This is a genomic window from Phytoplasma sp. (assembly GCF_035187685.1).
In the GTDB taxonomy this organism is placed as follows: Bacteria; Bacillota_I; Bacilli_A; order Acholeplasmatales; family Acholeplasmataceae; genus Phytoplasma.
Window position 1 is genome coordinate 346,323 of record NZ_CP131022.1, and the last position, 25,426, is coordinate 371,748.

25 protein-coding genes are annotated in these 25,426 nt (G+C 20.3%); 11 read left to right on the forward strand and 14 right to left on the reverse strand.

The genetic code is table 11. The features are described 5' to 3' along the window. Positions 1-439: 439 nt before the first annotated feature. The 8 genes from infC (at position 440) to Q2306_RS01610 (ending at position 6,742) form a co-directional block, all read left to right on the forward strand. On the forward strand, positions 440-940 hold the full coding sequence (infC, locus tag Q2306_RS01575) for a translation initiation factor IF-3 (RefSeq protein WP_323847560.1): 501 nt from the start codon (positions 440-442) through the stop codon (positions 938-940). Positions 941-974: 34 nt separating this feature from the next. Beyond that, on the forward strand, positions 975-1,163 hold the full coding sequence (gene rpmI / locus Q2306_RS01580; protein ID WP_323847561.1) for a 50S ribosomal protein L35: 189 nt from the start codon (positions 975-977) through the stop codon (positions 1,161-1,163). A 34-nt stretch (positions 1,164-1,197) separates the two neighbouring features. After that, positions 1,198-1,899, forward strand: coding sequence for a 50S ribosomal protein L20 (rplT, locus tag Q2306_RS01585; RefSeq protein WP_323847562.1), 702 nt, complete (start codon positions 1,198-1,200; stop codon positions 1,897-1,899). Positions 1,900-1,919: 20 nt separating this feature from the next. Further along, positions 1,920-2,522 carry a hypothetical protein gene (locus Q2306_RS01590; protein WP_323847563.1) on the forward strand — a complete coding sequence of 201 codons (603 nt, stop codon included), beginning with the start codon at positions 1,920-1,922 and terminating at the stop codon, positions 2,520-2,522. A gap of 242 nt (positions 2,523-2,764) precedes the next feature. Next, positions 2,765-2,899 (forward strand): 50S ribosomal protein L34, encoded by a 135-nt coding sequence (gene rpmH, locus Q2306_RS01595; RefSeq protein ID WP_323847564.1) that lies wholly within the window; start codon positions 2,765-2,767, stop codon positions 2,897-2,899. Positions 2,900-3,194: 295 nt separating this feature from the next. Next, positions 3,195-3,530 carry a ribonuclease P protein component gene (gene rnpA / locus Q2306_RS01600; protein ID WP_323847565.1) on the forward strand — a complete coding sequence of 112 codons (336 nt, stop codon included), beginning with the start codon at positions 3,195-3,197 and terminating at the stop codon, positions 3,528-3,530. Positions 3,531-3,551: 21 nt separating this feature from the next. Further along, the gene (locus Q2306_RS01605; protein WP_323847566.1) at positions 3,552-5,141 is read left to right on the forward strand and encodes a YidC/Oxa1 family membrane protein insertase; all 1,590 of its coding nucleotides are present in this window, start codon (positions 3,552-3,554) and stop codon (positions 5,139-5,141) included. A gap of 230 nt (positions 5,142-5,371) precedes the next feature. After that, the gene (locus Q2306_RS01610; RefSeq protein WP_323847567.1) at positions 5,372-6,742 is read left to right on the forward strand and encodes a 2-hydroxycarboxylate transporter family protein; all 1,371 of its coding nucleotides are present in this window, start codon (positions 5,372-5,374) and stop codon (positions 6,740-6,742) included. Between the two features lie 3,241 nt (positions 6,743-9,983). Here the strand turns inward: Q2306_RS01610 and Q2306_RS01615 are convergent. The 6 genes from Q2306_RS01615 to Q2306_RS01640 form a co-directional block, all read right to left on the reverse strand. Next, positions 9,984-10,982: a Bax inhibitor-1/YccA family protein gene (locus tag Q2306_RS01615; RefSeq protein WP_323847568.1), complete on the reverse strand. Its 999-nt coding sequence runs from the start codon at positions 10,980-10,982 to the stop codon at positions 9,984-9,986. Between the two features lie 23 nt (positions 10,983-11,005). Beyond that, complete coding sequence (locus tag Q2306_RS01620) at positions 11,006-12,199, reverse strand: hypothetical protein (protein ID WP_323847569.1); 1,194 nt, start codon at positions 12,197-12,199, stop codon at positions 11,006-11,008. Between the two features lie 981 nt (positions 12,200-13,180). Continuing rightward, positions 13,181-13,462, reverse strand: a complete 282-nt coding sequence (locus tag Q2306_RS01625; RefSeq protein WP_323847570.1) for an effector protein — start codon at positions 13,460-13,462, stop codon at positions 13,181-13,183. 1,586 nt (positions 13,463-15,048) lie between these two features. Continuing rightward, on the reverse strand, positions 15,049-15,429 hold the full coding sequence (locus Q2306_RS01630; RefSeq protein WP_323847571.1) for an SVM family protein: 381 nt from the start codon (positions 15,427-15,429) through the stop codon (positions 15,049-15,051). Positions 15,430-15,592: 163 nt separating this feature from the next. Beyond that, positions 15,593-15,946, reverse strand: a complete 354-nt coding sequence (locus Q2306_RS01635; RefSeq protein WP_323847572.1) for a hypothetical protein — start codon at positions 15,944-15,946, stop codon at positions 15,593-15,595. Between the two features lie 124 nt (positions 15,947-16,070). After that, positions 16,071-16,415: a hypothetical protein gene (locus tag Q2306_RS01640; protein WP_323847573.1), complete on the reverse strand. Its 345-nt coding sequence runs from the start codon at positions 16,413-16,415 to the stop codon at positions 16,071-16,073. Positions 16,416-17,125: 710 nt separating this feature from the next. Between Q2306_RS01640 and Q2306_RS01645 the strand changes: the two genes are divergently transcribed. The 3 genes from Q2306_RS01645 to Q2306_RS01655 all read left to right on the forward strand — a co-directional run bounded on the left by Q2306_RS01645 (position 17,126) and on the right by Q2306_RS01655 (position 18,607). Further along, positions 17,126-17,713 (forward strand): hypothetical protein, encoded by a 588-nt coding sequence (locus Q2306_RS01645; RefSeq protein ID WP_323847574.1) that lies wholly within the window; start codon positions 17,126-17,128, stop codon positions 17,711-17,713. A gap of 30 nt (positions 17,714-17,743) precedes the next feature. Next, a complete protein-coding gene (locus tag Q2306_RS01650; RefSeq protein WP_323847575.1) occupies positions 17,744-18,007 on the forward strand; it encodes a hypothetical protein in 264 nt (87 codons plus the stop codon). A 276-nt stretch (positions 18,008-18,283) separates the two neighbouring features. Beyond that, positions 18,284-18,607 (forward strand): SVM family protein, encoded by a 324-nt coding sequence (locus Q2306_RS01655; RefSeq protein ID WP_323847576.1) that lies wholly within the window; start codon positions 18,284-18,286, stop codon positions 18,605-18,607. Between the two features lie 871 nt (positions 18,608-19,478). Here Q2306_RS01655 and Q2306_RS01660 read toward each other — a convergent pair. The 8 genes from Q2306_RS01660 to Q2306_RS01695 form a co-directional block, all read right to left on the reverse strand. Beyond that, positions 19,479-20,030: an L-threonylcarbamoyladenylate synthase gene (locus tag Q2306_RS01660; protein WP_323847577.1), complete on the reverse strand. Its 552-nt coding sequence runs from the start codon at positions 20,028-20,030 to the stop codon at positions 19,479-19,481. 2 nt (positions 20,031-20,032) lie between these two features. Next, entirely contained in the window at positions 20,033-21,109 is a 1,077-nt protein-coding gene (prfA, locus tag Q2306_RS01665) for a peptide chain release factor 1 (RefSeq protein ID WP_323847949.1), read from the reverse strand. A gap of 53 nt (positions 21,110-21,162) precedes the next feature. Next, positions 21,163-22,512 (reverse strand): replicative DNA helicase, encoded by a 1,350-nt coding sequence (gene dnaB, locus Q2306_RS01670; RefSeq protein ID WP_323847578.1) that lies wholly within the window; start codon positions 22,510-22,512, stop codon positions 21,163-21,165. A gap of 62 nt (positions 22,513-22,574) precedes the next feature. Next, positions 22,575-23,024, reverse strand: coding sequence for a 50S ribosomal protein L9 (gene rplI, locus Q2306_RS01675; RefSeq protein ID WP_323847579.1), 450 nt, complete (start codon positions 23,022-23,024; stop codon positions 22,575-22,577). 252 nt (positions 23,025-23,276) lie between these two features. Continuing rightward, positions 23,277-23,495: a 30S ribosomal protein S18 gene (gene rpsR / locus Q2306_RS01680; RefSeq protein WP_323847580.1), complete on the reverse strand. Its 219-nt coding sequence runs from the start codon at positions 23,493-23,495 to the stop codon at positions 23,277-23,279. Between the two features lie 26 nt (positions 23,496-23,521). Then, entirely contained in the window at positions 23,522-23,965 is a 444-nt protein-coding gene (gene ssb, locus Q2306_RS01685; RefSeq protein ID WP_323847581.1) for a single-stranded DNA-binding protein, read from the reverse strand. Positions 23,966-23,977: 12 nt separating this feature from the next. Beyond that, a complete protein-coding gene (gene rpsF, locus Q2306_RS01690) occupies positions 23,978-24,259 on the reverse strand; it encodes a 30S ribosomal protein S6 (protein ID WP_323847582.1) in 282 nt (93 codons plus the stop codon). 203 nt (positions 24,260-24,462) lie between these two features. Beyond that, positions 24,463-25,386, reverse strand: a complete 924-nt coding sequence (locus Q2306_RS01695) for a rhodanese-related sulfurtransferase (protein ID WP_323847583.1) — start codon at positions 25,384-25,386, stop codon at positions 24,463-24,465. Positions 25,387-25,426: the final 40 nt, after the last annotated feature.

Genomic DNA, 25,426 nt, shown 5'->3' on the forward strand with positions numbered 1-25,426 from the left:
TTAATTATATAAATTAATTATATTTTATTTTTTTATATAATTTTGAAAATTGAATATTTTTTTAATTATGTGGATGCAGTTCACATATATTTTTTGAATATAAAATATAATAAATTTTATTTTTTCATGTATAATAATGTAGTAATTTAAAAAAATAAAATTTATAAAATATAATAAAATGTGAAAAAGAAGAGTCTACTCTCCTCTACCTGAAAAATAATATTTTTATTCATTTTTAGGTCATATAGCACATAAAAAAATAATAAATCAAAAGATATTTATGAATAAAATTATCTTATCTTTATAATTTATTATATTCAGTAAAAGAGAGTGCTTATGTATAAGCGACTCTCTTTTTTATTAAAATTATTTGTTCAAAAGGAGTATATTTAATATTAAATACAACAAAACTAATAAAAAAGATTTAAAAATTAATGTTTTGTATAATGAGAGCATCCCACAAGGAGAATATTTAGTACTGGATGAAAACGGAGATAAATTAGGTATTTTAGAGAAAGACAAAATAGTTAAATTATCTGAAGAAAAAGAAACAGATGTAGTGTTGATTAATCCTAATTCTAATCCTAAAGTTGTTCGTTTAATGGATTATTCACAATTTTATTATAAGCATCAAAAAAAATTAAAAGAAATTAAAAAAAAACAATCAGTTGTAGTTTTAAAAGAAATTCGTATCAGTCCAACTATTGATGATCATGATTTAAATGTTAAAATAAAAAAAGCTTATAATTTTTTAAAACAAGGTGATAAAGTTAAAATTATTATGCGTTTTAAAGGTAGAATGATAACACATAGTAATTTAAGTAAAGGAACTTTTGATAAAATTTTATTTGATTTAAAAGATTTAGGTAATTTTGATATACCTCCAAAATTAGTATCTAATCAAATGATGACTCTCATATCACCTAAAAAAAATAAATAAAAATTTATAACTAAAAAGGAATTAATAAAACGCTATGATAAAGAAAAAAACTCATAAAGGTTTAAAAAAAAGACTTAAAATTACTGGTACTGGTAAATTCTTAAGAAGATACGCTTATAAAAATCATTTAGCTAGTTCCAAAACAACCAAACAAAATAGACAATTAAGAGGAATTACAAAAGTAGATATTTCTGATGTAAGAAGAATAAAATATCTTATTTAACATTTTTAAATAATATTAAGAAGGCAAAATAAATATGGTTAAAACAAGTTTTGTTAATGCGAGACATAAAAAACGTAAAAAAATATTAAAATTAGCCAAAGGTTATTTCGGTTCTAAAAGCAATCTTTATAAAACAGCTAATGAACAAGTAATGCGTTCATTACAATATGCTTATAGAGATAGAAGACAAAAAAAGAGAAATTTTAGAAAATTGTGGATCACAAGAATTAACGCTGCTTGTTTACAAAATAATATGCGTTATTCTAAATTTATACATGGTCTTTTATTGGCTAATATAGAAATTAATCGTAAAATGTTGTCTGATATGGCGTTTAATGAGCCTCATATGTTTGTTAATTATATAAATTTATCGCAAAAAGCTTTAAAACAAAAAGAAATAGAAAAACAAGAAAAACAAGAAAAACAAGAAAAACAAGAAAAACAAGAAAAACAAGAAAAACAAGAAAAACAAGAAAAACAAGAAAAACAAGAAAAACAAGAAAAACAAGAAAAACAAGAAAAACAAGAAAAACAAGAAAAACAAGAAAAACAAGAAAAACAAGAAAAACAAGAAAAACAAGAAAAACAAGAAAAACAAGAAGAAATGAAAGATAAAGAATTAAATAGCAAGTTAGTACCAGAATTAAGACAATTAGCGAAAAAAAATAAAATTCATAATTTTTCTAAATTAAAAAAATCTGAATTGATAGAATTGTTAAAAAAATTAAATTTTTGAGGAGCATAAATATATAAATTATGAAAAAAGAGATTACAAATAAAATTGTTTTGTTTTCATTGATTAAAACATTTTTTGTTTTAATAGTTGCTTTATCATGTTGGTTTCCTGATACATTTCAAATTTCTGGTGTACAACTTTATAAATCTTTATTAGGTTTTTTGGTTTTTTTTATTACTTATTTTTTGATATTTCCTAATTTTAAAAAAAATAAAAATGTTGCCAAAATTTTATTTTTTATTGAAACTTGTGTATTTATTTTAATTTCTTTAATACTGATTTTTCATTTTTGTATGCCACAAGAAGGAATTTTATTGAACATATCTAATTTAGATAATATTATTTTTTTAATTTGTATAATTCATAGTATTACGAAATTATATATTGAAACTATATTAGAAGATAAAAACAATATTTTATCTTTTTTTATCTTTTTTTTCTATATTTTTATATTAAGTACAAGTTGTTATTTATTAGGATTTCAAAGACAATTCGACCAATATATTAGAACTTCTTTAGCTATTATTTTTTCAATTATTTTTATATACTATATATATAGTAGTATGCATTCGATTTTGTTGTTGCAAAGCAAGAAAAATAGACAACAATATATTTCAGAATAAAAAATAAATTAAAAAGGTTCTCATTGTAATATTAGAGTTATTTGTTAAATAATTTTAAATTAATTTTGTAAAATAGTTATTTAATTATTTATATATTGAAATAATTATTATAATTTGAATATTTACGCTTTAATATTTTTTATTAATATAAACTATTCAAAAGTTCAATAAAATATATTTTATTTTCTTGAATAAAATAATTATAAAAGAATAAAACAAAATTGAAGAGGTTTTTGTTATTTATGAAAAGAACATATCAACCAAGTAAAATAAAAAGAGTTAGAACCCATGGTTTTAGAGCTAGAATATCTACTGTTGGAGGTCGTCGTGTACTTTCAGAAAGAAGAAGAAAAGGTCGTATAAAATTAACTGTTTAATTCTATCATAATTATTGAAATAAAATAGAAATGAATCAGTTATTTTTAAATATTTATAAAATTTTAAAAATATGTTTGTTACTCGATTGATAAAAAAATATTTTTAACAAAATTTTAAATTTATATTTTTTTATTTTATCAAATATTTTAATTCAAAATCCAATTAAAAAGGTTATTTTATATTCCTAGTTTTTATATAAATTTTTTTCATAAATTTATTGAATTTATATTAACTATTTTTCTTTGTCTAGTTATTATTTTTAATAAAATTTCAGGAATATATAAATTTTTAGATATGAAAAAAAAATTTATTTTAAAAAAAAAAAGTGAAATAGATTTTATTTTTAAATTTAAAAAAAATGTAAGAAGTTATTATTTTATTTTATATTATATTAAAAATGAAAATTTATCAAATTTTAAATTTGCTTTAAGCGTTGGCAAGAAATATGGAAAGGCTCATGAAAGAAATTTAATAAAAAGACGCTTAAGAATGATTATTCATAATAATGTCTTTTTAATAGATAATAATTTGTCTTTCGTTCTTGTTATTAAAGATGTTGCAAAGAAATTAAGTTTTTCTGATTTAGAAAAAAAATTTTTAATTTTAATAAAGAAATCCTATTTGGAATAATACAAAACAAGGTAATTAATTGTGAATAATATTAAAAATACAAATGAGAAGTTGTTTCAAAAATTTTTATTGATTTTTGTTTTAGTTGTTTTAGTCTATTTTCTTATAAAAAAATTTGGTCCTAACGAAGTTGTTCTTAATGAACGCGAAGAATTAAAAATTATTTTTAATAAAGATAAATTTGATGATAACAAAATAGATAACAAAATAGATGAAGAAAATGTTTTTAATTTTTTAAAAGAAAAAGATGCGGAAATATTCGATTCTAAAATCGATAAGAAATCAAAATCTATTATATTTGAACATTTAGATATATCTAAACCGATAGATGTTGAATTAAAAAAAAAAATTACAGAAGAAATTAATTTAATTTTAGAAGGTAACAAGATTTATTATTATTATTTAGATAAAGATAAATCTAATTTTAAAAAAGATTTCAAATCAAAAATTAAAGAATTTTTCACTATTAAAGTAGGCTCTAACATAGAATATTTTTTGGAAAAATATAAACAAGGCAATATAGAAAAAAATTTTTTAATAAAACTGGGTATTATAAAAAATAATAAAATAGAACCTTTGAATGAACTATCAATTCTTTCAGATCAAAAAGTTGATATAACAACATCATCGAGTAGCATATATAATCGCATTATTAGAGCAAGAAAGAATGAAGATAATATAAATAATTATTTTTATTTAAAATATAATAATGATGATTCTCTTAAATTAAAAATTTTTGTTGATGATTCAGGAGATTTACCTATTCAATGGCCTAATAAAAAAGAATGGAACTTTTTTTTAGGTTGGGGTTATATATGGAATGTTTTAATTGTTTTAATAGGTTCTTTTTTAGATTTTTTTTCAAATATATTTATTATTTCGGGTTCTAAAGGAGTTTTTTTTGGTAACCTAGGTTTAGGTATTATTTTAACTACTCTTTTGATAAGAACTTTATCATGGCCTATTTATACCAAAGCTAGTACTTTTAGCATGAATATGAGTTTAGCTCAACCAGAAATTAATAAAATACAAGAAAAATATATTTTGAAAAAAGATAAAGAAGACATTCAAAGAATGCAAATTGAGATTTTTAAAGTATATCGTAAACATAATTTTAGTGTTTTTAGTATTTTTATATCTTTTTTACAAATGCCTATTTTAATTGCGATGTATAGAGCATTAAATCGTTTTCGTATTCCTGGTGGTATTTTTAATGCTAAATATCATCAACCCTTTTTAGGATTTATAGAACTTGATTTATTTTCACCATCTTTTAATGAAACATTTCAAATTATTATTAGGATATTTTTATCTTTGATTGTTGCTGTAACTATGTTTTTTTTGAATAAAAATAATTTTAAAAAACCTTCTTATTTAAAAAATAATAGTTATAATTTAAGTATTGAACAAAAGTTAAAACAAAAAAATCAAGAAAAAACTATGAAAATAGTTAGTTATGTTACGATTGTTTTTATGTTTATAACTTCTTGTAAAGATTCGCTTTTGTCTTTATACTGGATAACAGGAAACATTTATACTTTATTTCAAATAAAAATTAATTTGAAAATGATGGAAAAAAAATATAATTCGTTAAAACAAAACAATTTGTAATATAATTTTTTGTTTATAACAAAATTTAAATAAACATATTTTTTTGATAAATAAAAAAAATATCAAAAATTAAATTTTTGATATTTTTAAGAAACAATTTAGTTTTTGTTATTATTATCGTAATAATTAACATATTATTATATTTTTAGTATAAAATAACAAAATGTTTGAGTTTATTTATTATAATAAATACTTGTAGTTGAAAGGTTTTCATAAAAATTTATGTTTTTATGTGGTTTGATAATATCAAGAAAATAAAAATTTGTAAATCACGTTTTTTAATATTTTTAATATTATTGTTGATCCTAGTTTTGAATATATATTTTATTGAAAAATATGATAATGAATTAGAAATAATTACAATATGGAATCCTTTTTTGATTTCGTTATTTTTCCTAATGGTGTTAGGCATGGGTTTAAATTTTGTTGGTAATAAAATTCCTTTTTTTAATAAATTAGGAATGGGTTTTTTTCTTTGTATCTTTGTTCCTTCTTATTTGGTATATAAACAAGTTATTATAACGCCTATAATATACAAACAATTAAAAATGTTTATTTCTCATTCGGATAATGGAATTAATTTTCCTAAGTTTTTTATTACTGTTGTTGTTGTAGGTGGAATATTAAATGTAGATCATAATTTATTAAAAAGATTTATTTTAAAATTTATTCCCTTAGCTTTATTAACTATTTTTTTCTCTTTTTGTTTTACAGGTTTATTAGGTTATGTAGTAGGATATTACACACCAGAATGTATTAATAATACTTCTACAAATTCTTTTAGAGATTCTATTTTTTTTATTTCTGTGCCTTTAACTAACGGCGGAACTAATTTAGGTATCAATGGTTTTTATAGCATTTATCAAAAATTTTTTGGTTCAGAAGAACAAAAAATAAAAAGCATTCTTTTAGCTCCTCTCCTTATAGCTAGATTTTTTAGTATTTTTTTATCTGGTTTATTATATTTGTTGTTAGATAAAACCGAATTAAGTGGCAAAGGAAAGTTGGAAAAAGATGCAAATAATTTTGTTAAAGAAATTAAAAATTCGGAATATACTTTAGATTATAATAATATTGGTATTGGTTTGTTAATTATTTTAGGTTTTTATTTCTTGGGAGTTGTTATTAATCAAAATATACCTTTTAGAATGGATGAAATGGTATATGTGATTATTTTATCTTTAATAGTTAAGATTTTTCGTTTGATTCCTGAAGAATATCAAAAGTATTCGGCACAAGTAGGTAAAATGATGGCTATGCATTTTACTGTTCCTATGATGGTTGCTTTAGGTTTAACTATTGATTTTCAAATTTTGATATCATATATGACTAATTACCAAACAATATTGTTAGTTTGCTCTTCGTTGCTGTTTTCTGTTTTTATCTCTTTTTGTTTAGCTTATTTATTTAATTTTTATCTATTTGAGTTTTCTTTAATTGTAGGTATTTCTTCTTATAGTATTGGAAGTACTGGAAATATTGGAGTTATGTCCGTAAGCAATAGAATGGAATTATTACCTTTTGCGATTATATCTACGCGAATTGTAGGCGCTTTAGTTTTTATTATAACTTCTTTTTCTTTTTGTAAAGTTTATCAATGAAAATTTTATTTTGTATTTTAATAATTAGTTCAAAATAATACTTTATGTGATGAATGATTTTCATTTTTTATAATTATAATATATTATTTAAATGTTTAATCATGTTTTTTATTTTTTTAATTTTTTTATTTAAATATTTTTTTCAATATTTTACCAAATTATAATAAAAATATTATATACTTTTTTTGTTTAATTAATTTTTGCTAATAAAATAAAATGTTGAAAATTAAAATGTTTGAATATAGGAAGTTAAATATAATTTATTAAAAAACTTTTAAGTTTTTTGGGAAATCAAATTGTATTTATAAGTACAACTACTATTAAAATTTTTTATTTTAACATTATGATTGAATTAAAAAATTAAAATTAAATTATTTACTAATTTTATAAAAACATTACAAATAATAAAATAAACTTTTTTATTTTTGAAATCTCCAAATCAAAATATTTATATTAAACTAAAAAAACAAGGAAATAACTTAAAAACAACTAATTTTAAGCATAATTACTTTTTTAGTTTAATATATTAATAAACTATTTATAATTATAGTAATTGATAGTTATCAAAATAATAAAAAATTTCTATTTGGATAACAGAGGTAATAATAATTTTTCATCTGTTAAAATCCTAAATAATTTTAAAATTAGAAAATGTAAGAAAAGATTTAGGAGAATGCTTTTTAATAAAGAAACATAACAATTAAATTCTTTTTTAAATCAAATAAAATTTGTACTGAGTTAAAAAATGTTTTATCAAACATATTTATCAAACATATTTATCAAACATATTTATCAAACATATTTATCAAACATATTTATCAAACATATTTATCAAACATATTTATCAAACATATTTATCAAACATATTTATCAAACATATTTATCAAACATATTTATCAAACATATTTATCAAACATATTTATCAAACATATTTATCAAACATATTTATCAAACATATTTATCAAACATATTTATCAAACATATTTATCAAACATATTTATCAAACATATTTATCAAACATATTTATCAAACATATTTATCAAACATATTTATCAAACATATTTATCAAACATATTTATCAAACATATTTATCAAACATATTTATCAAATGTCGAATTTTTATTCATATTTTTGTAATCAAAAATATATCTTAAAGATTCTAATTTAGTTAACTTTATGTTCTCTATTATTGCGTTCAGTTATTTTTTGTATAAAACAATATTATCATAAATTTTTTTAATTTAAATTTTTATTTAAACTTATTTTTATTAGTATTCATTAGCTAAGTATATAAAGTGATGTATTTATTTAATATGGTTTTATAAATCAGATAAAAATTTTTACCAATTTTTAGCTTCTAATGTATATTTTTCTTTAATTAAGTATTTAATGTTTTAATTTCTAAAGTTTATAGTTGTTATTGTTTTTGATTTATTCTTAATATCAAAATCTTTATTAAGATAAAATTGGTATTTTCTTTTTTTAAAGTCTTAAATAAAACTGTTTCAAAAGGATCATCAATATCATTTTTAACTCATTAAATTTATAAGAGTGTTAGAAGATAAATTATAATTATTAAAAAGGTTTTGCGGATATTGATAGAATATATTTTCTTTAAATATTTTCTCTGGATATTGATATTTATCAAGGCTGTTGAAAACGAAAGTTTTACATATATATCGAGAATATACTTTTCATTCTGACTATTTTTTTGATAAGATTTAATTTGTTTTCTTTGTATTTTTTATTTTCAAACCATTTTTTTATTGTTTTGATTTTATATAGGTAGCGAAAGGATCTCTATTTATGTTTTATTTCTCTTTGTCTAACTTGATTCATTGAGAAATTATGAGATAAAAAAACTAACAAAATAATTACGATAATATCATACTATTATTAAAATTTTTTCTTCTAATTTGATTTTTTTATTTTGTATAAATCGAATTAAGAGATAAAAACGAAAGCAAAAATAAATAATACTATCAATTATATACATTAACAAAAAATTTGTTAATGTATATATGCATTTGTGATAAACACTCCTTTGTTAAAATATAAAGTTATTTTAATATTTAATTTTTTAAATAACTTTATATTTTAACAAATTTCATTTTTATTATTAAAATTATAGATTTGATATAAATTTTCATATTCCACCTATAATTTGTGCATCTTTAAAACTGTTCTAATTTAATGAAATTATATTACAAACCTATGATTTTTGCTCTTTTAATTGTTTTAATTAGTAAGGTGAATATGCTTTTATATCTATTTTTTTGGAATATCACCAATTTTTTTATATTATATTAAGTGTATAATGTTTGTCTTCTTTATTTTCTTTGCTTTTTTTAAAACAATCGTTTGAAACTGTAATTTTATTTATTTATTCCAACATAAATTATTATTTTTTGCGAGATTATTAATGGTTCTATTTTTTTTGTGAGATACTATAAACTTAATTATGCTTTTCTTTAATGAGTTTTTAGGAGAATGACAGTTATTATTTTATTAACTATGTGTGAATTATTTAGTTATGAGTTTGGTGACTTTAAGTTTTAACCAATATTTTTACAATTGGGTATATTAACATCGTTTATAGCCTAAGGTAGTTCAAGAAAGTTGGTATTAAAATCAGAAATATTCTATTACTAAAATATAGATAATTAAATTAGACCAAAAACAAATTTAATTTATTCTTTTATGTTCGTTTCAGAGTTTATACATAGAATTTTATTATTCTTGTGATATCCTTTTTTTTGATAATAATTTCTCTTTAATTCTTCCGCTACTATTTATTTTCTGTTTTAATTTACTATTATTTCGTTTAAATGCGAACCTAGATAGTTATTGTTCTTCTTTTTTTGATTATCTTGTTTAGAGTTTGAACAATCAAATAAATAAAATAATTATATCGCTAATCATTAATATTAAAGTATTATAATTATTAATCTTTTTGTATATTTAGAGAAAAATTATTTAGACAATATTTTAGTTAAATGATTTTGTTCTATTTTCATTTATAAAAAAATAACTATTATATAAATAAATTTTATTTCTTTCATTTAAGATAATTTGCTGAATGATTATGATCCATTAAAAGCTCAATTTTCTAGAAATAACTTCGTTTTAAAAATATAATTTATAAAATAAAAAAATCTATCATGTCAACAAAATATGAGATTTTTGAACTATTGACTAAAATAAATAATTAATATTAACATTAAAAATTTGTATAGAGGTTTTATTTTTTATTTTTTTTTAGAAATATTTCATATAAATACCCATTCAAATACACCAAACCATAAAAAAGACCCAAAAGTATTTGTAAAAAAGATAAAAACAAAAGATAAACTAAAAGCCATTCGTATTTTTTAGGTATTTTCTCTTGAATAAAAGTATCAATGTCTTGCAAAGCCAAAACACAAATTAAAGAACCGAAAATTAAATGAAAAACAGCTGATATTAGATAAAAACCATACATCAAGTTTGTTATTGGTAAAGCGTATGCGCTGAAGATAAGTAACAATCCTAAAACAAAAGAAATCATATATAATATAATGATTAAATTACGATATTTTTCATTTATTTTAATTTTACGTGAATAATACAAAAAAGATAAAAAAATCATAATTAATAAAGTGATAAAAACAATAACAAATTCAAATAATACGAAATAATGTAAATATAATTTATATTCTTGTTTTATGAAGCAATAAGCTAAACCATGTAATAACCCATATGATATTCCAAAGACGAAAAAAAAAGCAGACAAAGCAAATTTAAAAATTGGATAATAACAATAAAGTCCTATATAGAATGGTATTGAAAAAATGAGCATAAAAATGAATCCTAAAGGATATATACTAAAAACGGCAATACCACGTTTTAAATTTTCTTCATAAGAAAATTTTAGCCAATCACATAATACATGGTTTATAATTTTAGAGTAAATGTCAAATTTTTGTTCAGTTTTTATTAAATAACATCCAATAAAAGAAGATATTATGAATATAGAAAATAAAACAGAAAACTTAATAAAAACACTTTTAGGAGTAATTAGTTTTAATTGGGTTTTAGATGATTCTATTTTTTTAATATTTTGGATTTTTTTTTTAATTTTTATTTTAGTTTTAATATTTGCTGCATTTTTATTTATAAAACGTTTTGCATTTTTACTAGGATTGAAAGGATATTCAACAAAATCTTTAAAAAAATTTTTAATATATTTAAATATTTTCATAATTTTCCTTTGTGTTACTTATTTTATTTTTTCATTTTACCATTATAAATAGATATGAATTCTGGATTACCATTGGATTTTTTTTTAGTTAAAATATCTATTAACATATGACTAGATTCAACAATATTTTCTTTTTGGATCAATAAAGAATATTCTTGCCCATTATCGTTATTTTTAATTTCATAAACTGCTGTTTCTTCTTCCGAAGGAAAATCAATACAAAAACCTATTGTTTTTTCATAACTATTGTTTTTGACATCAAAACTCATTTTTTTAACAATATATATTTCTGATTCGATTTTTTGTTCTGCTTTGTCAATTCCTATTTCGATCCCTGGCATAAAAATTTTACCAAAAGTATCACCGATAACTTTTTTAGTGGTTTTTTTCCAAACTTGTTTAGCTATTGTATGACCGACTTTTTTATTAATTTTTTTAACTATTTTGTCTTGTATTTGATTTTTAATCGATTTTAAAACTTGTTCAGATTTCACACCTAAAATACGTTTTAATTTTTCAATAAGAATATCTGTTTCAACATTTGCTTCTTCTTCGTTTAAGAATGATTCATCTGTTAAATTGTTTTTATTCTTTTCATTTTCTATGTTATTCCATAATTCTGAAGTAAAAACTTCGCTACTAGTGAATAAATCTTTAATTTGTTCTATTAAAGAATCTGAAGTAGTTGACATATTACATTTACAAAAGGTAATATTAAATTTTTTAATATTATTTAAATCGTAATTATTAAAAAAGAAAAATCCTCTGCCATGATTTAATTTTAAAGAATAACGAATCGCTTCATTGAACATCGCTATTTTATCGTTATTTTTTGGAAGGAAATCTTTTAACAAATAAGGTTTTACAAGATTCTTATAACCAAAATCATAAAATATTCCAGAGAAAGGAATAGGAATAAAATTAGAAGCTATAGATATACTATCCTCTGTTGCTTGTTGTTTATTCAACCATTCTTGATATGTTTTACAAGAAATCATCTGCACTCCTTTTATATTATAAAAAACTTTAGCATCAGAAGATAAAAAAGTTCCTTCTTCGTGTTTCCATTCTTCTCTGTTGTGATAAGAAGAAGAATCTTTTTCATAATTATTAGGATTAAAAGCATATACTAATGAATTTGATGAAAACAAAACAATTATGAAAAAAATAAATAAATAAAATAATTTAATTTTAAAATAAAAAGCAAATTTATTCATAAAACAACCTTAACTAATCCTATATTTTGAATATTTTAAAAAAATTTATTTTGATAACATAAATATATCTGGTTTATACATATTTTTCTTTCTAATTCATTTATTACTTAAATTTAAATAAAATTTAAATATTTTCTTGTAAAATATTTATTATTTTAATAATACGTTTTTTTTTTTTTTTTTTTTTTTTTTTTTTTTGTCAAGCGAAAGAAAAAAATACTTTTTTAATTAAAAAAAGTTTCTTTAGTTAAGTTGGGTATAAAAAAATAATTTAAGTAAGAGGATTAATTATATAAAAAGAAATTCTTTTTAATAATTGATTCTCTTAACTTTATTTATAGTAATAAATTATTATTTTTAATAAAGTTAAATGATTATTATAGTTTTATATTGATATTTAAATATTAAAATTTTTAAATATTGTAATTTTTTAAATTTTAATTATTTAAATTAAATTTCAAAATAAAAAATTTTTATAAATATTTATTTTTTATTAAAATTAATTTAAATATATAAACGCCTAACAATGGTAAATTATTAAAATTTTTTTGGTTCTTATAATGTATATTATGTAAACCATTATTTTATTTTAATAAAAAATATTAATAATTTAGATTATTTTTATTAAATTTTAAAAATTTTAATATTTAAATATCAATATAAAACTATAATAATCATTTAACTTTATTAAAAATAATAATTTATTACTATAAATAAAGTTAAGAGAATCAATTATTATTAAATAATATGGGATTATATAAATTAGGTGTTAATAATAAAATAAAGATGATATTTTTTTGTTAAACATAATAAAAGTTCCTTTATTTTTAAGGTTTTTGGGTAATAAAAAAAGACCCTAGAAAGAAGGTCTAAATAATTATGTAATATATTTAATATTTTAATTTCTTTTTATTATAGTTATTTAGTTAATTTTTGTTGTTTTGTCTTTTATGATTATATTTATTTCGTTCGGTTGATTATTTATTGATTTATAATTCGAATATTATCATAAATTATATCTAATCTTTCAGACATTTCATACATTCTACTTAAACGTGTTTGAGGATTTAAAGTTGTATCATTAAAAATGTTTGTTAATTGTTGTACCAAATTATTTTTTTCTTCTTCGATTTGGGTTTTTCTTATATCTAAATTTATTCCAGGGAATGAATATATTTTATTGTTAATAATAATTAAAAACAAAAATCCTAAAACAATAAATAAAAAAATTATTATTTTAAATTGATTATTTAATTTAAACATTTAAATTAAATCTCCTTTAATTTTTTATTATTCTTTTTTGGTATTATATTTCTCTTTGAAGATTGATAAAGTTTGGTGGATAGGAGAATTAAAGTAGAGATTGAATTTTTCGCGTTCAAATTTTAAATTATGTAATCTAGCACGACTAAGGTAGTATATTCTTTATCTTCTTCAAGGAAGTACATAAATTTGGACTTTTGGTATTTAAGAATGAGGTAAATTACCCTATTGGACCCCTTCGTGTTGTTGTTTTTTTGAAGTTAATGTAACGCCATAAATTTACTGTCGTCTTGTTTATAAAAATATGCGCTGTCGAAAACATTTAAAGTGGTAGTACGGTCATATGTTTTTTCCCATCTTTACCAACGATTGAAAGGGATGGAGGTCTTTGAGAAGTAAATAGCTAGGTTGTAAGATTCGGGTTGGGATTGGATATGGTTTTTTTATGTTATTTCTTTTATTATCAAATGATATTTTGTTTTCATTAAGATATTTATGGTCTATTTTATTAAATAAATCTTCACCGTAAGTAGTATTATAGTCAACCTCTTCTAGTTCATTTTTTAATTTAAAGGATTTCAAAAGGATTACTTTTTTAGTTTCTTGATCTATTTTTTGTTTTATTTGCGATATTTTTATCTCATGAATATCTAGTTTTTTTGATAATATCTAATCCTGTTTAATCCATCAAATTTATAATGGACTCGACCTTGTATATAATAATCTTAGCCGCTAAATTATTCTTCCCACTCTTTTTTTAATTCCTTTTCTGGTTTTTATTTAGGACAGGAATAGGAGATTTTTAGGGAGTTTAATAACTCCCGTTTTAGTTAAGATTATAAAACCAATAAAAACGATAATGATTAAAAAAATTATTAACAAAAACCATTTAAGTTTTTGTTTCATTTTAAACATGATTATTATTTTCTTTGGATAATATTTTTATATAAACCTATTTTAAAATATTTAATTAGCAAAAAGTCAATTAAAAATTTTTTTGAACCATGAAGTTGCTTGTGTAACTTGTCCGGGTTGTTTCTGATTTAATTTTATTATCAATCGGTTGAAAAGAACCTTTCCAATTTTTTTGACCTTCTATCGTTTCTTGCATTTTATCGTATCCAGTGATTTTGGTAGTTAAAAGTTTTTCTAATAAATCGTTTTTAGTTTGATCATTTTTCTTTTTTCTGTTTTTAATTTTTCTTTTAGTTTTTCGATTTCATGAAGGAGTTCAGCGATAAAATTAATTTTAAACTTTGTCAAGCTCAAATTTATAAATTTTTTAAAATTATCTTTAAAACAAACCTTTTATAGGCTAAAAAAATTAAAAAAATTTTTTAAAAACATTTGACAAGATTTTTAATTTTAATAATTTCAAAAAATAATTTATTTCTTAAAAAAAATAAATTTTATGTTATTATAAAATAATAATTAATAAAAAAATTTGATTTCTAAAAAATTACTTTTTAGAACAAAACGAGATTTCAGATTAGTTCAGTTTTTAAGAACACTTCAGTAAATAAAAAAAACCTGAAAAAAAGGTCTTATGAGTTAATGATTGGTTATTTAATTTCTTTTTAGTTATTTTAACGTCTTCGGCTATTAGTTCGATTTGATTGATTATGATTATTTTCGCGCGGCATAGCATTATGCAAAATAATTTGTTGAGCTGAAATACGTTGACTTAATTGCATATTTTGTCTTAAAAGATTATTAATAATTTCTTCAGAAGCATTATTACTCCTAGCATTAAAAATTTGTTGGACTATTCTAGCTTGTTCAAGGTTCATTTCTTGTAAAATGCGAGCTTGAGTTTCGAAATTATTATTATTATGATAACCATTATTTGGTGTCATATTACCATTATTCATCGCCATAATTTTATGATTATTCAAAAGAAAGACAAATCCTATAAAAGTAATTAAACAAAAATAAATTATGGTAAATTGTTTTTTTAACTGAACCATTAATTAAATCTCCTTTATTTTTTATTTTAAAAGAATTTTTTCATAATATTTTTTCATAATATAAAAAACAAATAAAATAAAAAAAACTTACTAATATAAATGCAGATATAAAAACATATTACTATCTATAAGTAATTTTTATTCACTTCTCTTTGTTGTATTTTTATCCCTCAGATGGGGTTATTTCATATAGGGATTTGATGGATTTTAAGTAGAATTGTTTGTCTTCTAATAATGTTTTATCATAATCGCGTTGTAATGAATCTCTTAGTTTAACAAAACTTGATAATGCTCTCTCGTAATATTCTTTTTTAGATTCTAATTTACCGATTTCAACCTTTATTTGACCTATTTGTTCAATTAGTTCAATACGTTCATTTTGGAATTTTAAGATGTTGTTATTAATTTGAGTTAATTCATCATTTTTATAAATTGATATACCTTGAGTTTGTAATTGTGTTTTTTTGTTTTGTCTTTCTAGTTTTAATTTACTTATTTTTTTATTTTTATCGGCCAATGCTTCTTCTTTTTGTTTTAGTTGTTCTTTTAATGGTGGGATTAGGTTTATTACTGAATCTTTTTGGGTGATTAAATCAATTTCATTGTCTTGTTTTTTGTTGATTTCTTTTTTATATTGTTTTCTATATTCTAAGTTTTTTTTTTTGCGAGTTCCTTATTTTTTCAATTGCGGTTATTTCTTGCGAAGAAAGATTGCTTAACGGTAAAATTTCATTTTCGTTTTCAGATAAAACATAATGTTTAATTTTATCAAAGTTTTCTTTAGTTATTTTAATTTTAGGTTTTAGCGGTTCTATTTCGCGCTTGGGTCTTGATAAGTAATTAGGTTGGGGATTATATTCTAACTCATTAGAATGATTTGCTAATGATTCTTGTTCTTTTTTAGTTTCAAAAAAACCTATAATAATAACTATACTAAAAATTAAAATAATCAAAATCACAATCCAATATTTTTTAAAAAAGTTCATTATTTCATTTCCTTTTCAATAATAGTAGTAATTTATATTATTTTTTAAAGAAATTAATTACTACTATTATACAATTTTATTTGTTTTAAATTTAAAGAAAAATTTTTTTAGGTCGTGATACGCGTTAATTCTGGAATTTTACCACAATGGCGTTTTTGTAATCTTTCTTAGAATTTGGCGTAATTTGGGGATTTTTGTTTTAATTCTTCTTTTATTACGTTGATTTATTTGTTTTTTATTTCTAATTGTTTTTCTAGGTCGATTTTAATATTTTCTAATTTATCAACATTAGAAACTTCTTTTCGTTTATCATATAACTCTTCAATAATCTTGTTATATTCTAAAATATATAATGTATCTTGTGTTTTAAATCCTCACAATTGGTTTTTATCTACTTTCACTTCATTTTTTAAATTATCGGTTTCTATACGTTTATTATATTCTTTTAGTTTCTTTTTGTAGTCTTTTTTGTCGGCGTCCAGTTTTTATAGGTCTCGGTCAATGTCTTTGGTATACATTTCTAAAGCTTCTTTGGTAATCATTAGAGGATGTTCTTTACCTTCTTGGATTGAATCATTAATAGTTACTTTTCTCATTCTTTGTGCGTATTTTTATTTAATATTCAAACAAATAAAATTGTATAATAGTAGTAATTAATTTCTTTAAAAAATAATATAAATTACTACTATTATCGAAAAGGAAATGAAATAATGAACTTTTTTAAAAATTATAAAGAAGCTATTCTCGTTATTGGTTTTGTTGTAATTTGTATTACAATTGGATTTATTTTAAGTAACAAAGAACCAAATCAACCTTCAGAAACTAAACGAGAAACAAGAAATCTCAAACCTAAAATTAAAATAACTAAAGAAAACTTTGATAAAATTAAACATTATGTTTTATCCGAAAACGAAAATGAAGTTTTATCAGTAGAAAATCTTTCTGAAGAAGAAAAAACCGAAATCAATAAAATAAAACAAAAATTAGTTAACAATATGATACATAGTAAAGATTATTGGAATCCTAAAATAAAAGAAAAACAAGAAAAAAGCAACCAATTAAAAAAACAAATTGAAGAAATCGAAAATAAAAAGAAATCACAAAATTTAAGTTCGAGAGAAATAGCCAATTTAGAAGTCGACAAAAAAATGTATGAAAATATGTTATATGGAATAGCAGGTTCTGAAAACTATAAAAAAGATTTAGAAAAATCTTTAAATAAAGATTTAGAACAAAATAAAAACAATGCCCTATCTTACCTCAACTCCCTCTATGAAATCACCTCCGCTGAGGAATAAAAAATAGTAAAAAGGATTAAATTAAAAATTATGAATTCATGCATTGGTTCAATATTAACTTTTTTTAAAGTTTTCGCAGCTGTTTGTTGTGGTTGCAATACAATAGATATATACAAAGAAGAAGTTAATAGATACTGGTATCCTGTAGAACAGGAAATAAAATTAAATTATCATAAAAATAAATTAAAAAATATATGTTTAAATATTTTAGATAACAAAGATAATAAAAATTATGAAATCGTATTTGAATATAATCAAATAAAAATTGACATACAACAAATAATAAAAGTATAGATAATTTAAATATTGAAAATATAATGAAGTTGAAGAAAAACATTATTAATTATTATCAAAATAAGGATCGGATATATTTTTTGAAAATATTATGTTAAAAGAGTATTTATTTAATATTTAAAATCAAAAATAATTTATTATCATTGAATATATTTTATTTACTTTTTAACATAACTACAATGAAGTCAAAAAGAAACCAAAATGAAAAGAACAATCCCTGGTTGGAAATAAAAAAACTAATTTTAAATATATTAAAAAATAAAGGAGTTTTAATTTGTGTTTCAATTAAAAAAACAATTTAAAATAATTTATCTTTGTTTAATAATTTTTATAGGATTATTATTTATAGTCAATAACAAAATATATGCTTTACCTGGAATAGATTTAGATATAAGAAAAGCCCAACTTGAAGAAGAAAAAAACAGTTTGATACAACGATTAACGAACAATTTTAATAATATAACTTTAGATTCAGAAACACGTTTAAATAGAATGCATGAAATTTCAACAAGAATAAATATAGTACAGAATAATATCGAAATTATAAATCAACAAATAATAATCAGAAATCAATATAATCAACAAAGACGAAATAACTAAAATTAACAAAAACTATAATAACAAAAAAATCAAATAATTAAAATTATCTAAAAAACTACAAAGACCCTTTATAAGGGAATAGATCAGTTTTTAAGAACACTCCACAGGTTAAAAATATTAGAGAGTCTCGTTTTGTTCTAAAAAATAATTTTTAGAAATCAAAATTTTTTATTAATTATTTTTATAATAACATAAAATTTATTTTTTTTAAGAAATAAATTATTTTTTTAAATTATTAAAATTAAAAATCTTGTCAAGTGTTTTTAAAAATTTTTTTAAATTTTTAGCCTATAAAAGGTTTTTTAGAGATAATTTAAAAAAATTTATAAATTTGATCTTAACAAAGTTTAAAATTAATTTTATAATTAAAATGAAAGTTTTTAAAAAATAATTTCTTTATTTTTCATACTTTTATTAGTTTAAAAATATCATTAATTAAATAATAAGATTTTAATGTTAACAAATCAAACATTAAAATCTTTTTTTATAAAAAAATCATGAAATATTTATAAAAATTTAATAAAATATTATGTATTTTAGAGATTTATTAAGATTAAATATGTATAAAATTAAAAAAAAGATAAAAATATCGCGGTGACTAAACCCTAAATCAATGATGTTTCTATAATTACTTTTTATAAGCGTGAGAAACCATTTTTATATCTTTCTTGGTTAAAAATTAAAAACCCTTTGTTTTAATTAAACACAAGAGGTTTTGTTATATATTTTTTATATTGATTATTTGATTTATTTTTTAAAATTTTAAATAAATTTGTTATGTTAAATAGAGTAGTTTTTATAAGGATTTCGAAGTGCACTTTATTATTGAAAATTAATTATCTTGAAACCCATTAAATAATTATGTAAAAAATTAATTTATAATTTCTTTTATCTTTGATAAAGAAATATTTCCTTCTCTAATTATCTTCCATTTAGATAAAGTAGTATCAATAACAGTGGAGCTTACATTAGATATAATTTGATCGTTAGGATAAACATAATCTACTTTATTTTGATATTTTTTTTTAATCTCTAAATAATCATTTATAGGTGCTGTTCCGCTTGGATTAACAGAAGTTGTTTTAAAAGGACCTTTATTTTGTAAAATTTCTAAAGCAAGAGGATGATTTGGAATTCTAATTCCAATTGTTTTTTCTTTTGTTATACTGTAATATTTTTTATTAGCAAAAACAATAATAGTTAAAGGACCGGGCCATAAACAAAGAGCTAATTTTTTAATTTTATTATCTATTAAAGCTATTTCTTGTATTTGTTCTAAGTTAAAACATAAAACACTTATTGGTTTTTTGGGATCTCTGTTTTTAATTTTATAAATGATTTTTAAACTTTTATAATCATAAACGGAACATCCTAAACCATAAACTGTATCAGTAGGAAAAATAATAATTTTATATGAATGCATAATTATATTTTTATTTTTTCTTCTAATTTTTTTTTATCATATTCATTAATTAAAGGTTCTATAATCAAATCTATTTTACCTTCCATAAAAAAATCTAATTTTTGTAAAGTTAAATTAATACGATGATCAGTAATTCTATTTTGAGAATAATTATAAGTTCTTATTTTAGCACTACGATCACCTTTACCAATTAATTGTTTTTTTATATTGTTTTGTTGTTTTTGTTCTTCGGAATTCATTCTATTAAAAATTTTATTTTTTAATAATTGAAAAGCTTTTTCTTTATTTTGATGTTGACTTTTAGCAATTTGACAAGCTACGCTATCACCAGTAGGTAAATAAGTTAAACGAACTGCTGATTTAGTTGTATTTACTGATTGACCTCCAGGACCACTAGAATTAAAGGTATCAATTCTAATATCGTTCCAATTTAAACTTATTTGTTTTTCTTCTGTATTCGGAGAAACTAAAATTTTTATTGTAGAAGTATGAACTCTTCCTCTTTTTTCTGTCTCAGGAACTCTTTGTACCCTGTGCACTCCTGATTCATATTGTAAAAAAGAATAAACATTATCACCGTTTATTATCATTTCTACAGAAAAAATACCACTTTTATTACTAGGAATTAAATTAATAATATCTACTTTCCATTTTTGGCTTTCAGCATATTTAAAATAAGCACGAAATAAATCGGCTACAAAAAGATTCGATTCGTTGCCACCAGCTGCTGCTTTAATTTCCATAAGAACACTTTTATCATTATCTATTTCTTTATGCGATAATATTTTGTGCAATTTTTCTAATTTGTTTTTGATTTTAATATCTAACATTTGTTGCTCTTCTTGTAATAAACAAATTAATTCTGTGTCCTTTGGTAGCATATTATTTGATGAAATAATATTTTTAATTTTATTATTTTCTTTTTCTAAATCAAGATATTCATCATAAATAAAAATAATTTTTTTTAATTCATTTATTTTTTTCAAGAATTCAATATTATTTAAATTTTTTGTATCTTCTGTTAATTTTTTTTGCCAAAATAAATATTTTTCTTTGATTAATTTAAGTTGTTTTAATATTTCCATCATAATCTTCCTCTATTAAAGTCACAAAATAAATGAATTTTATCAATTTAATCTATTTCCTTAAAAGAAAGACAGCTTAAATTAAAATGAAATTTTTTTATTCCTACTGAACCTTGTCTATTTTTAGAAATGATTAATTCAGTATAACCTAAATCTGATAATTGAGTTTGAGCTTCTTTATTATAATAATGTGGTCGATATAAAAACATAACAATATCAGCGTCTTGCTCAATGCTTCCAGAGTCTCTTAAATCCGACAAAATAGGTCTTTTATCTTCTCTTTTTTCCACTTCACGTGATAATTGTGATAAAGCAAGAACAGGAATTTTTAATTCTCTTGCCATTTGTTTTAAACTTTTAGAAATATCAGCAATTTCTTCTTGACGATTATAAAAAGATTTGAAATTTTGTTTATTAACTTTTCCAATTAATTGTAAATAATCAACAATAACAAATTCTAATTTATTTTGATTTTTCATTTTACGACATTGCGCTCTAATATCTAAAATACTAGCACTGGCAGAATCATTAAAAAAGATATTTAAATTATGTAAATTTTTAGAACTAGCCATTTTTAATATTTTTTTTTCTTCTTCATTTAAAAAACCTAATTGAATTTTTTTATGTGAAATTTGGCTTTCAGAACTTAACATTCTCGAACCTAATTGTTCATTAGACATTTCTAAACTAAAAATTACAACATGAGCTTTATTATTTCTTTTAGCTATATTTATTGCAATATTAGACATAAAAGTACTTTTTCCCATAGAAGGTCTTGCTGCTAAAATAATTAATTCTTCTGGTTTAAAACCTAAAGTGATATCATCTAAATTATTATAACCAGTACTTAAGCCAATAATTTTATTTTCTTTTTTATTATAAATAGTTTTATGTTCTATTTCTTTTAATAAATCCCGGATTTCAATAAGATTATTTGTTTTCTTTTTTTTAGATATTTGAAAAATTTTTTCTTCCGCAATATCTAAAAATTGTTTAAAATCAATATTATGATTACTAATACCTTCGTTGTAAATTTCTGATACAGTGGTTATTATTTCTCTTTTAAGAGAAGCATCGCGAATAAAATCAATATAAGTATCTAAATGATAAATAGAAGGAATATTATTACTTAATTGTAATAAATATTTTTTACCATCAGCTAACTTTTGCTTTTGTTGTTCTAAAATATTAAACACTGATAAATAATCAATATCTTTTTTTTCTTTAAATAAAGTTTTCATAGCTTCGTAAATATATTGATGTTCAATATTAAAAAAATCTTCTGTTGCCAATTTATCTATTAAAACTAAAATTTTTTTAGGATCTAAAAAAACAATACCTAAAATAGATTGTTCTGCTTCTAAAAAAAAAGGTAATTTTATATTTTTTTCATTCATTTACATTCAAATTTCGTTTCAATAATTTTATAAAAAAATCTAAAAAACTTGTTTATATCACTTTATTTTGCTACATCTTTAATGTTTATAAAAAAAGAAGCGATAATATCTTTTGTTAAAATAACATTTATTTTATATTGACCTAATGAATTAATTTCTTTTTCTAAAACAAGTTTCTTTTTATTAATTAATATATTATATTTAATATAAAATTCATCTATTATTTGCTGTGAAGTTATCTTCCCATACATTTTGCCTGTTGGACCAAAAGTAGTTATTATATCTATTTGTTTATTATCTATATTTTGTTTTAATTGATACATTAATAAATTATGTTTTTTAATTTCTTCTTCTTCCAAAGTTTGTTCTTTTTTTATTTTTGCAATATTCTTTTCAATAGCTAAAATCGCTTTCTTTTCTTTAATTAAAAAATTACCATAACCAGAATTTACTTTAATAATTTCGCGTTTTTTACCTTTATTCTTAATATCTTCTAATAAAATAATTTTCATATTTATTAAACTTTCTTTATGCTTTTTCACAAACAGAATATTTTTTTATTAAAAATATACCACCTAATTTTAATTATTATAATATATTTAATTTTTTAATAGATTATTTTTAATTGTTTTTAGCTTAAATAATAATTATAAGTATAATTATTATTTTTAATTTTAATAATTATACTTATAATTTTGATTTTAAATTATTTTATTTGTTATTTGTAAAAATAATGAAATTATTTTTAAATTCGTTGATTTTATTCAAATTATAGCCATAATACGAGCTAATTTTATGGCTTTAGATAAACGCTTTTGCCATTTAACTGTATTTTTATTAAATCTACTTGGTAAAATTTTACCTCTATCAGTGACAAATTTACTTAATAATTTTTCATCTTTAAAATCAATTCTTTCGAATTTATTTTCAGTAAAAAAACAAACTTTTCGACGTTTTTTAAAAAATTTTTTTGTTTTTTGCATCTTCTTAATTCCTTTATTTAAAAATTCTAAAAAGGTAAATCATCTTCGTTTCCGATAACTAATTGGTCATTAGATTCGTTATCATTAATATTTTTACTTGTTTCATTTTGATTTTGGAAATCACTATATTCATTATCATTTTTTAAATTATTTTTTTTGGAATCCAAAAATTGAACATTATCACAATATATTTCGGTCCAAAATTTTTTTTGATTATTATTTTCATAACTACTAATCCTAATGCTACCTTCAATGCCTAAAAGAGAACCTTTAACAACAAATTTAGCTAAGTTTTCTGCATTTTTATTCCATACAGAACAATTAATAAAATCAGTTTCTTTAATACCAGCTTTATTAGTAAACTTCCTATTTACAGCCAAAACAAATTTAACTAAAGGAATATCGCCGTTAATAAAATTTAACTCTGGATCTTTAGTAATGCGTCCTACTAAAATAACTTTATTTATCATATAATTATGTCTTCAATCTCTTCCGTATATAACATGTCTAATAATTTCTTCTGTAATATTAATTACGCGATTAAATTCCTTAACCATATCATTATTAGCTTCTACTAAAAAACCACTATAAAAACCTTGGCTGAACTTTTTGATAGGACGAGCTAAAGTTCTTAATTCTGGTTTAGAGTATTCTAAAATTTTGCCTTCGTTTTCAAAAATATTACTAATATTTTTATTGATCTCATCGATTTCTTTTTCGTTTAAAGTAGGTTTTAGAATATATAATATTTCATATTTTCTCATATTTTAAAATAATTCTCCTTTATAGGTTTTTCCCTTATTTTGTCTAAAATATTATAGACAAGAACTAAAAATTGTTTTTAAATTCCAAATGTATTATTATGTTTTACATACGAACTTTATTTTATATTATACTAACTTATTATACTAAATTTTAAAAATTTAATTTATATAATTATTGCAACGATATAATTTATTTTCATATCTTAATCATTAATTTTATTTTTTGTTAATAAATAACGATTTTTTTCGTTTATGCTACACTTTTTGGAACAGCTACCTAAATATTTATTTTCATTTGTTTCATTACATAAAATTTGTTTATTACAACTAGGATTACCACAATTAATATATCTTTCGCAAGGAGTTTGATCAAAAAAATCTTTACCAACTACAATGTGTTTTTTTTGATTTACTTTAGTCGTTATTCTTTGATCAAAAACATAAACTTGACCATCAAATAATTGACCTTGTGTTTCTGGATCTTGGCTATAATTAATGATACCCCCTTTTAACTGATATACTTCATTTATTTTTTTAGAACGTAATAAAATAGATACTTTTTCGCAACGAACTCCTCCGGTGCAATAAGTTAAAATTTTTTTATTTTTTAAAAAAGATAAATTTTTATCTAACCATTCAGGAAAATCACGAAAATTACTTATTTTTGGATTAATAGAATTTTGAAAATGACCTAAATTATATTCATAATCATTTCTAACATCTAAAACAATAACGTCTTTTTCTTTTAACATTTCGAAAAATTTTTTAGGTTCTAAATAATTATTTGAATTGTATTCCGGAAAAATATCTTGTTCTAATTTCAAATTTACTATTTCTTTTTTTAATTTAACAGATAATTTAGGAAAAACATGTTTATGATAAGTTGATATTTTGAAATCAATATCTTCAAAACTTTTTATTTTTTTTAAACATGTCATATATTCAGCAATATTTTTATTCGAACCTGACAAAGTACCATTAATACCTTCATAAGAAACAATAATTCGACCTAAAAGATTTAATTTTGAACAAATTTTAATTTGAAAATCTCTAAAACTGTTAGGATCTTCAATATGAATATATTTATAATATAAAATAATTAAATAAAGTTCTTTTTCTTTAGACATTATAAAATCACAAATTCCTTTTTAAATAAATCTTAAATTA

Excerpts from the sequence above, each read along its gene's own strand:
- rpmI (WP_323847561.1), top strand. The coding sequence starts at position 975 with ATGATAAAGAAAAAAACTCATAAAGGTTTAAAAAAAAGACTTAAAATT.
- rplT (WP_323847562.1), top strand. The coding sequence starts at position 1,198 with ATGGTTAAAACAAGTTTTGTTAATGCGAGACATAAAAAACGTAAAAAA.
- Q2306_RS01590 (WP_323847563.1), top strand. The coding sequence starts at position 1,920 with ATGAAAAAAGAGATTACAAATAAAATTGTTTTGTTTTCATTGATTAAA.
- rpmH (WP_323847564.1), top strand. The coding sequence starts at position 2,765 with ATGAAAAGAACATATCAACCAAGTAAAATAAAAAGAGTTAGAACCCAT.
- rnpA (WP_323847565.1), top strand. The coding sequence starts at position 3,195 with ATGAAAAAAAAATTTATTTTAAAAAAAAAAAGTGAAATAGATTTTATT.
- Q2306_RS01610 (WP_323847567.1), top strand. The coding sequence starts at position 5,372 with ATGTGGTTTGATAATATCAAGAAAATAAAAATTTGTAAATCACGTTTT.
- Q2306_RS01615 (WP_323847568.1), bottom strand. The coding sequence starts at position 10,982 with ATGAAAATATTTAAATATATTAAAAATTTTTTTAAAGATTTTGTTGAA.
- Q2306_RS01620 (WP_323847569.1), bottom strand. The coding sequence starts at position 12,199 with ATGAATAAATTTGCTTTTTATTTTAAAATTAAATTATTTTATTTATTT.
- Q2306_RS01625 (WP_323847570.1), bottom strand. The coding sequence starts at position 13,462 with ATGTTTAAATTAAATAATCAATTTAAAATAATAATTTTTTTATTTATT.
- Q2306_RS01630 (WP_323847571.1), bottom strand. The coding sequence starts at position 15,429 with ATGGTTCAGTTAAAAAAACAATTTACCATAATTTATTTTTGTTTAATT.
- Q2306_RS01640 (WP_323847573.1), bottom strand. The coding sequence starts at position 16,415 with ATGAACTTTTTTAAAAAATATTGGATTGTGATTTTGATTATTTTAATT.
- Q2306_RS01645 (WP_323847574.1), top strand. The coding sequence starts at position 17,126 with ATGAACTTTTTTAAAAATTATAAAGAAGCTATTCTCGTTATTGGTTTT.
- Q2306_RS01650 (WP_323847575.1), top strand. The coding sequence starts at position 17,744 with ATGAATTCATGCATTGGTTCAATATTAACTTTTTTTAAAGTTTTCGCA.
- Q2306_RS01660 (WP_323847577.1), bottom strand. The coding sequence starts at position 20,030 with ATGCATTCATATAAAATTATTATTTTTCCTACTGATACAGTTTATGGT.
- dnaB (WP_323847578.1), bottom strand. The coding sequence starts at position 22,512 with ATGAATGAAAAAAATATAAAATTACCTTTTTTTTTAGAAGCAGAACAA.
- rplI (WP_323847579.1), bottom strand. The coding sequence starts at position 23,024 with ATGAAAATTATTTTATTAGAAGATATTAAGAATAAAGGTAAAAAACGC.
- rpsR (WP_323847580.1), bottom strand. The coding sequence starts at position 23,495 with ATGCAAAAAACAAAAAAATTTTTTAAAAAACGTCGAAAAGTTTGTTTT.
- ssb (WP_323847581.1), bottom strand. The coding sequence starts at position 23,965 with ATGATAAATAAAGTTATTTTAGTAGGACGCATTACTAAAGATCCAGAG.
- rpsF (WP_323847582.1), bottom strand. The coding sequence starts at position 24,259 with ATGAGAAAATATGAAATATTATATATTCTAAAACCTACTTTAAACGAA.
- Q2306_RS01695 (WP_323847583.1), bottom strand. The coding sequence starts at position 25,386 with ATGTCTAAAGAAAAAGAACTTTATTTAATTATTTTATATTATAAATAT.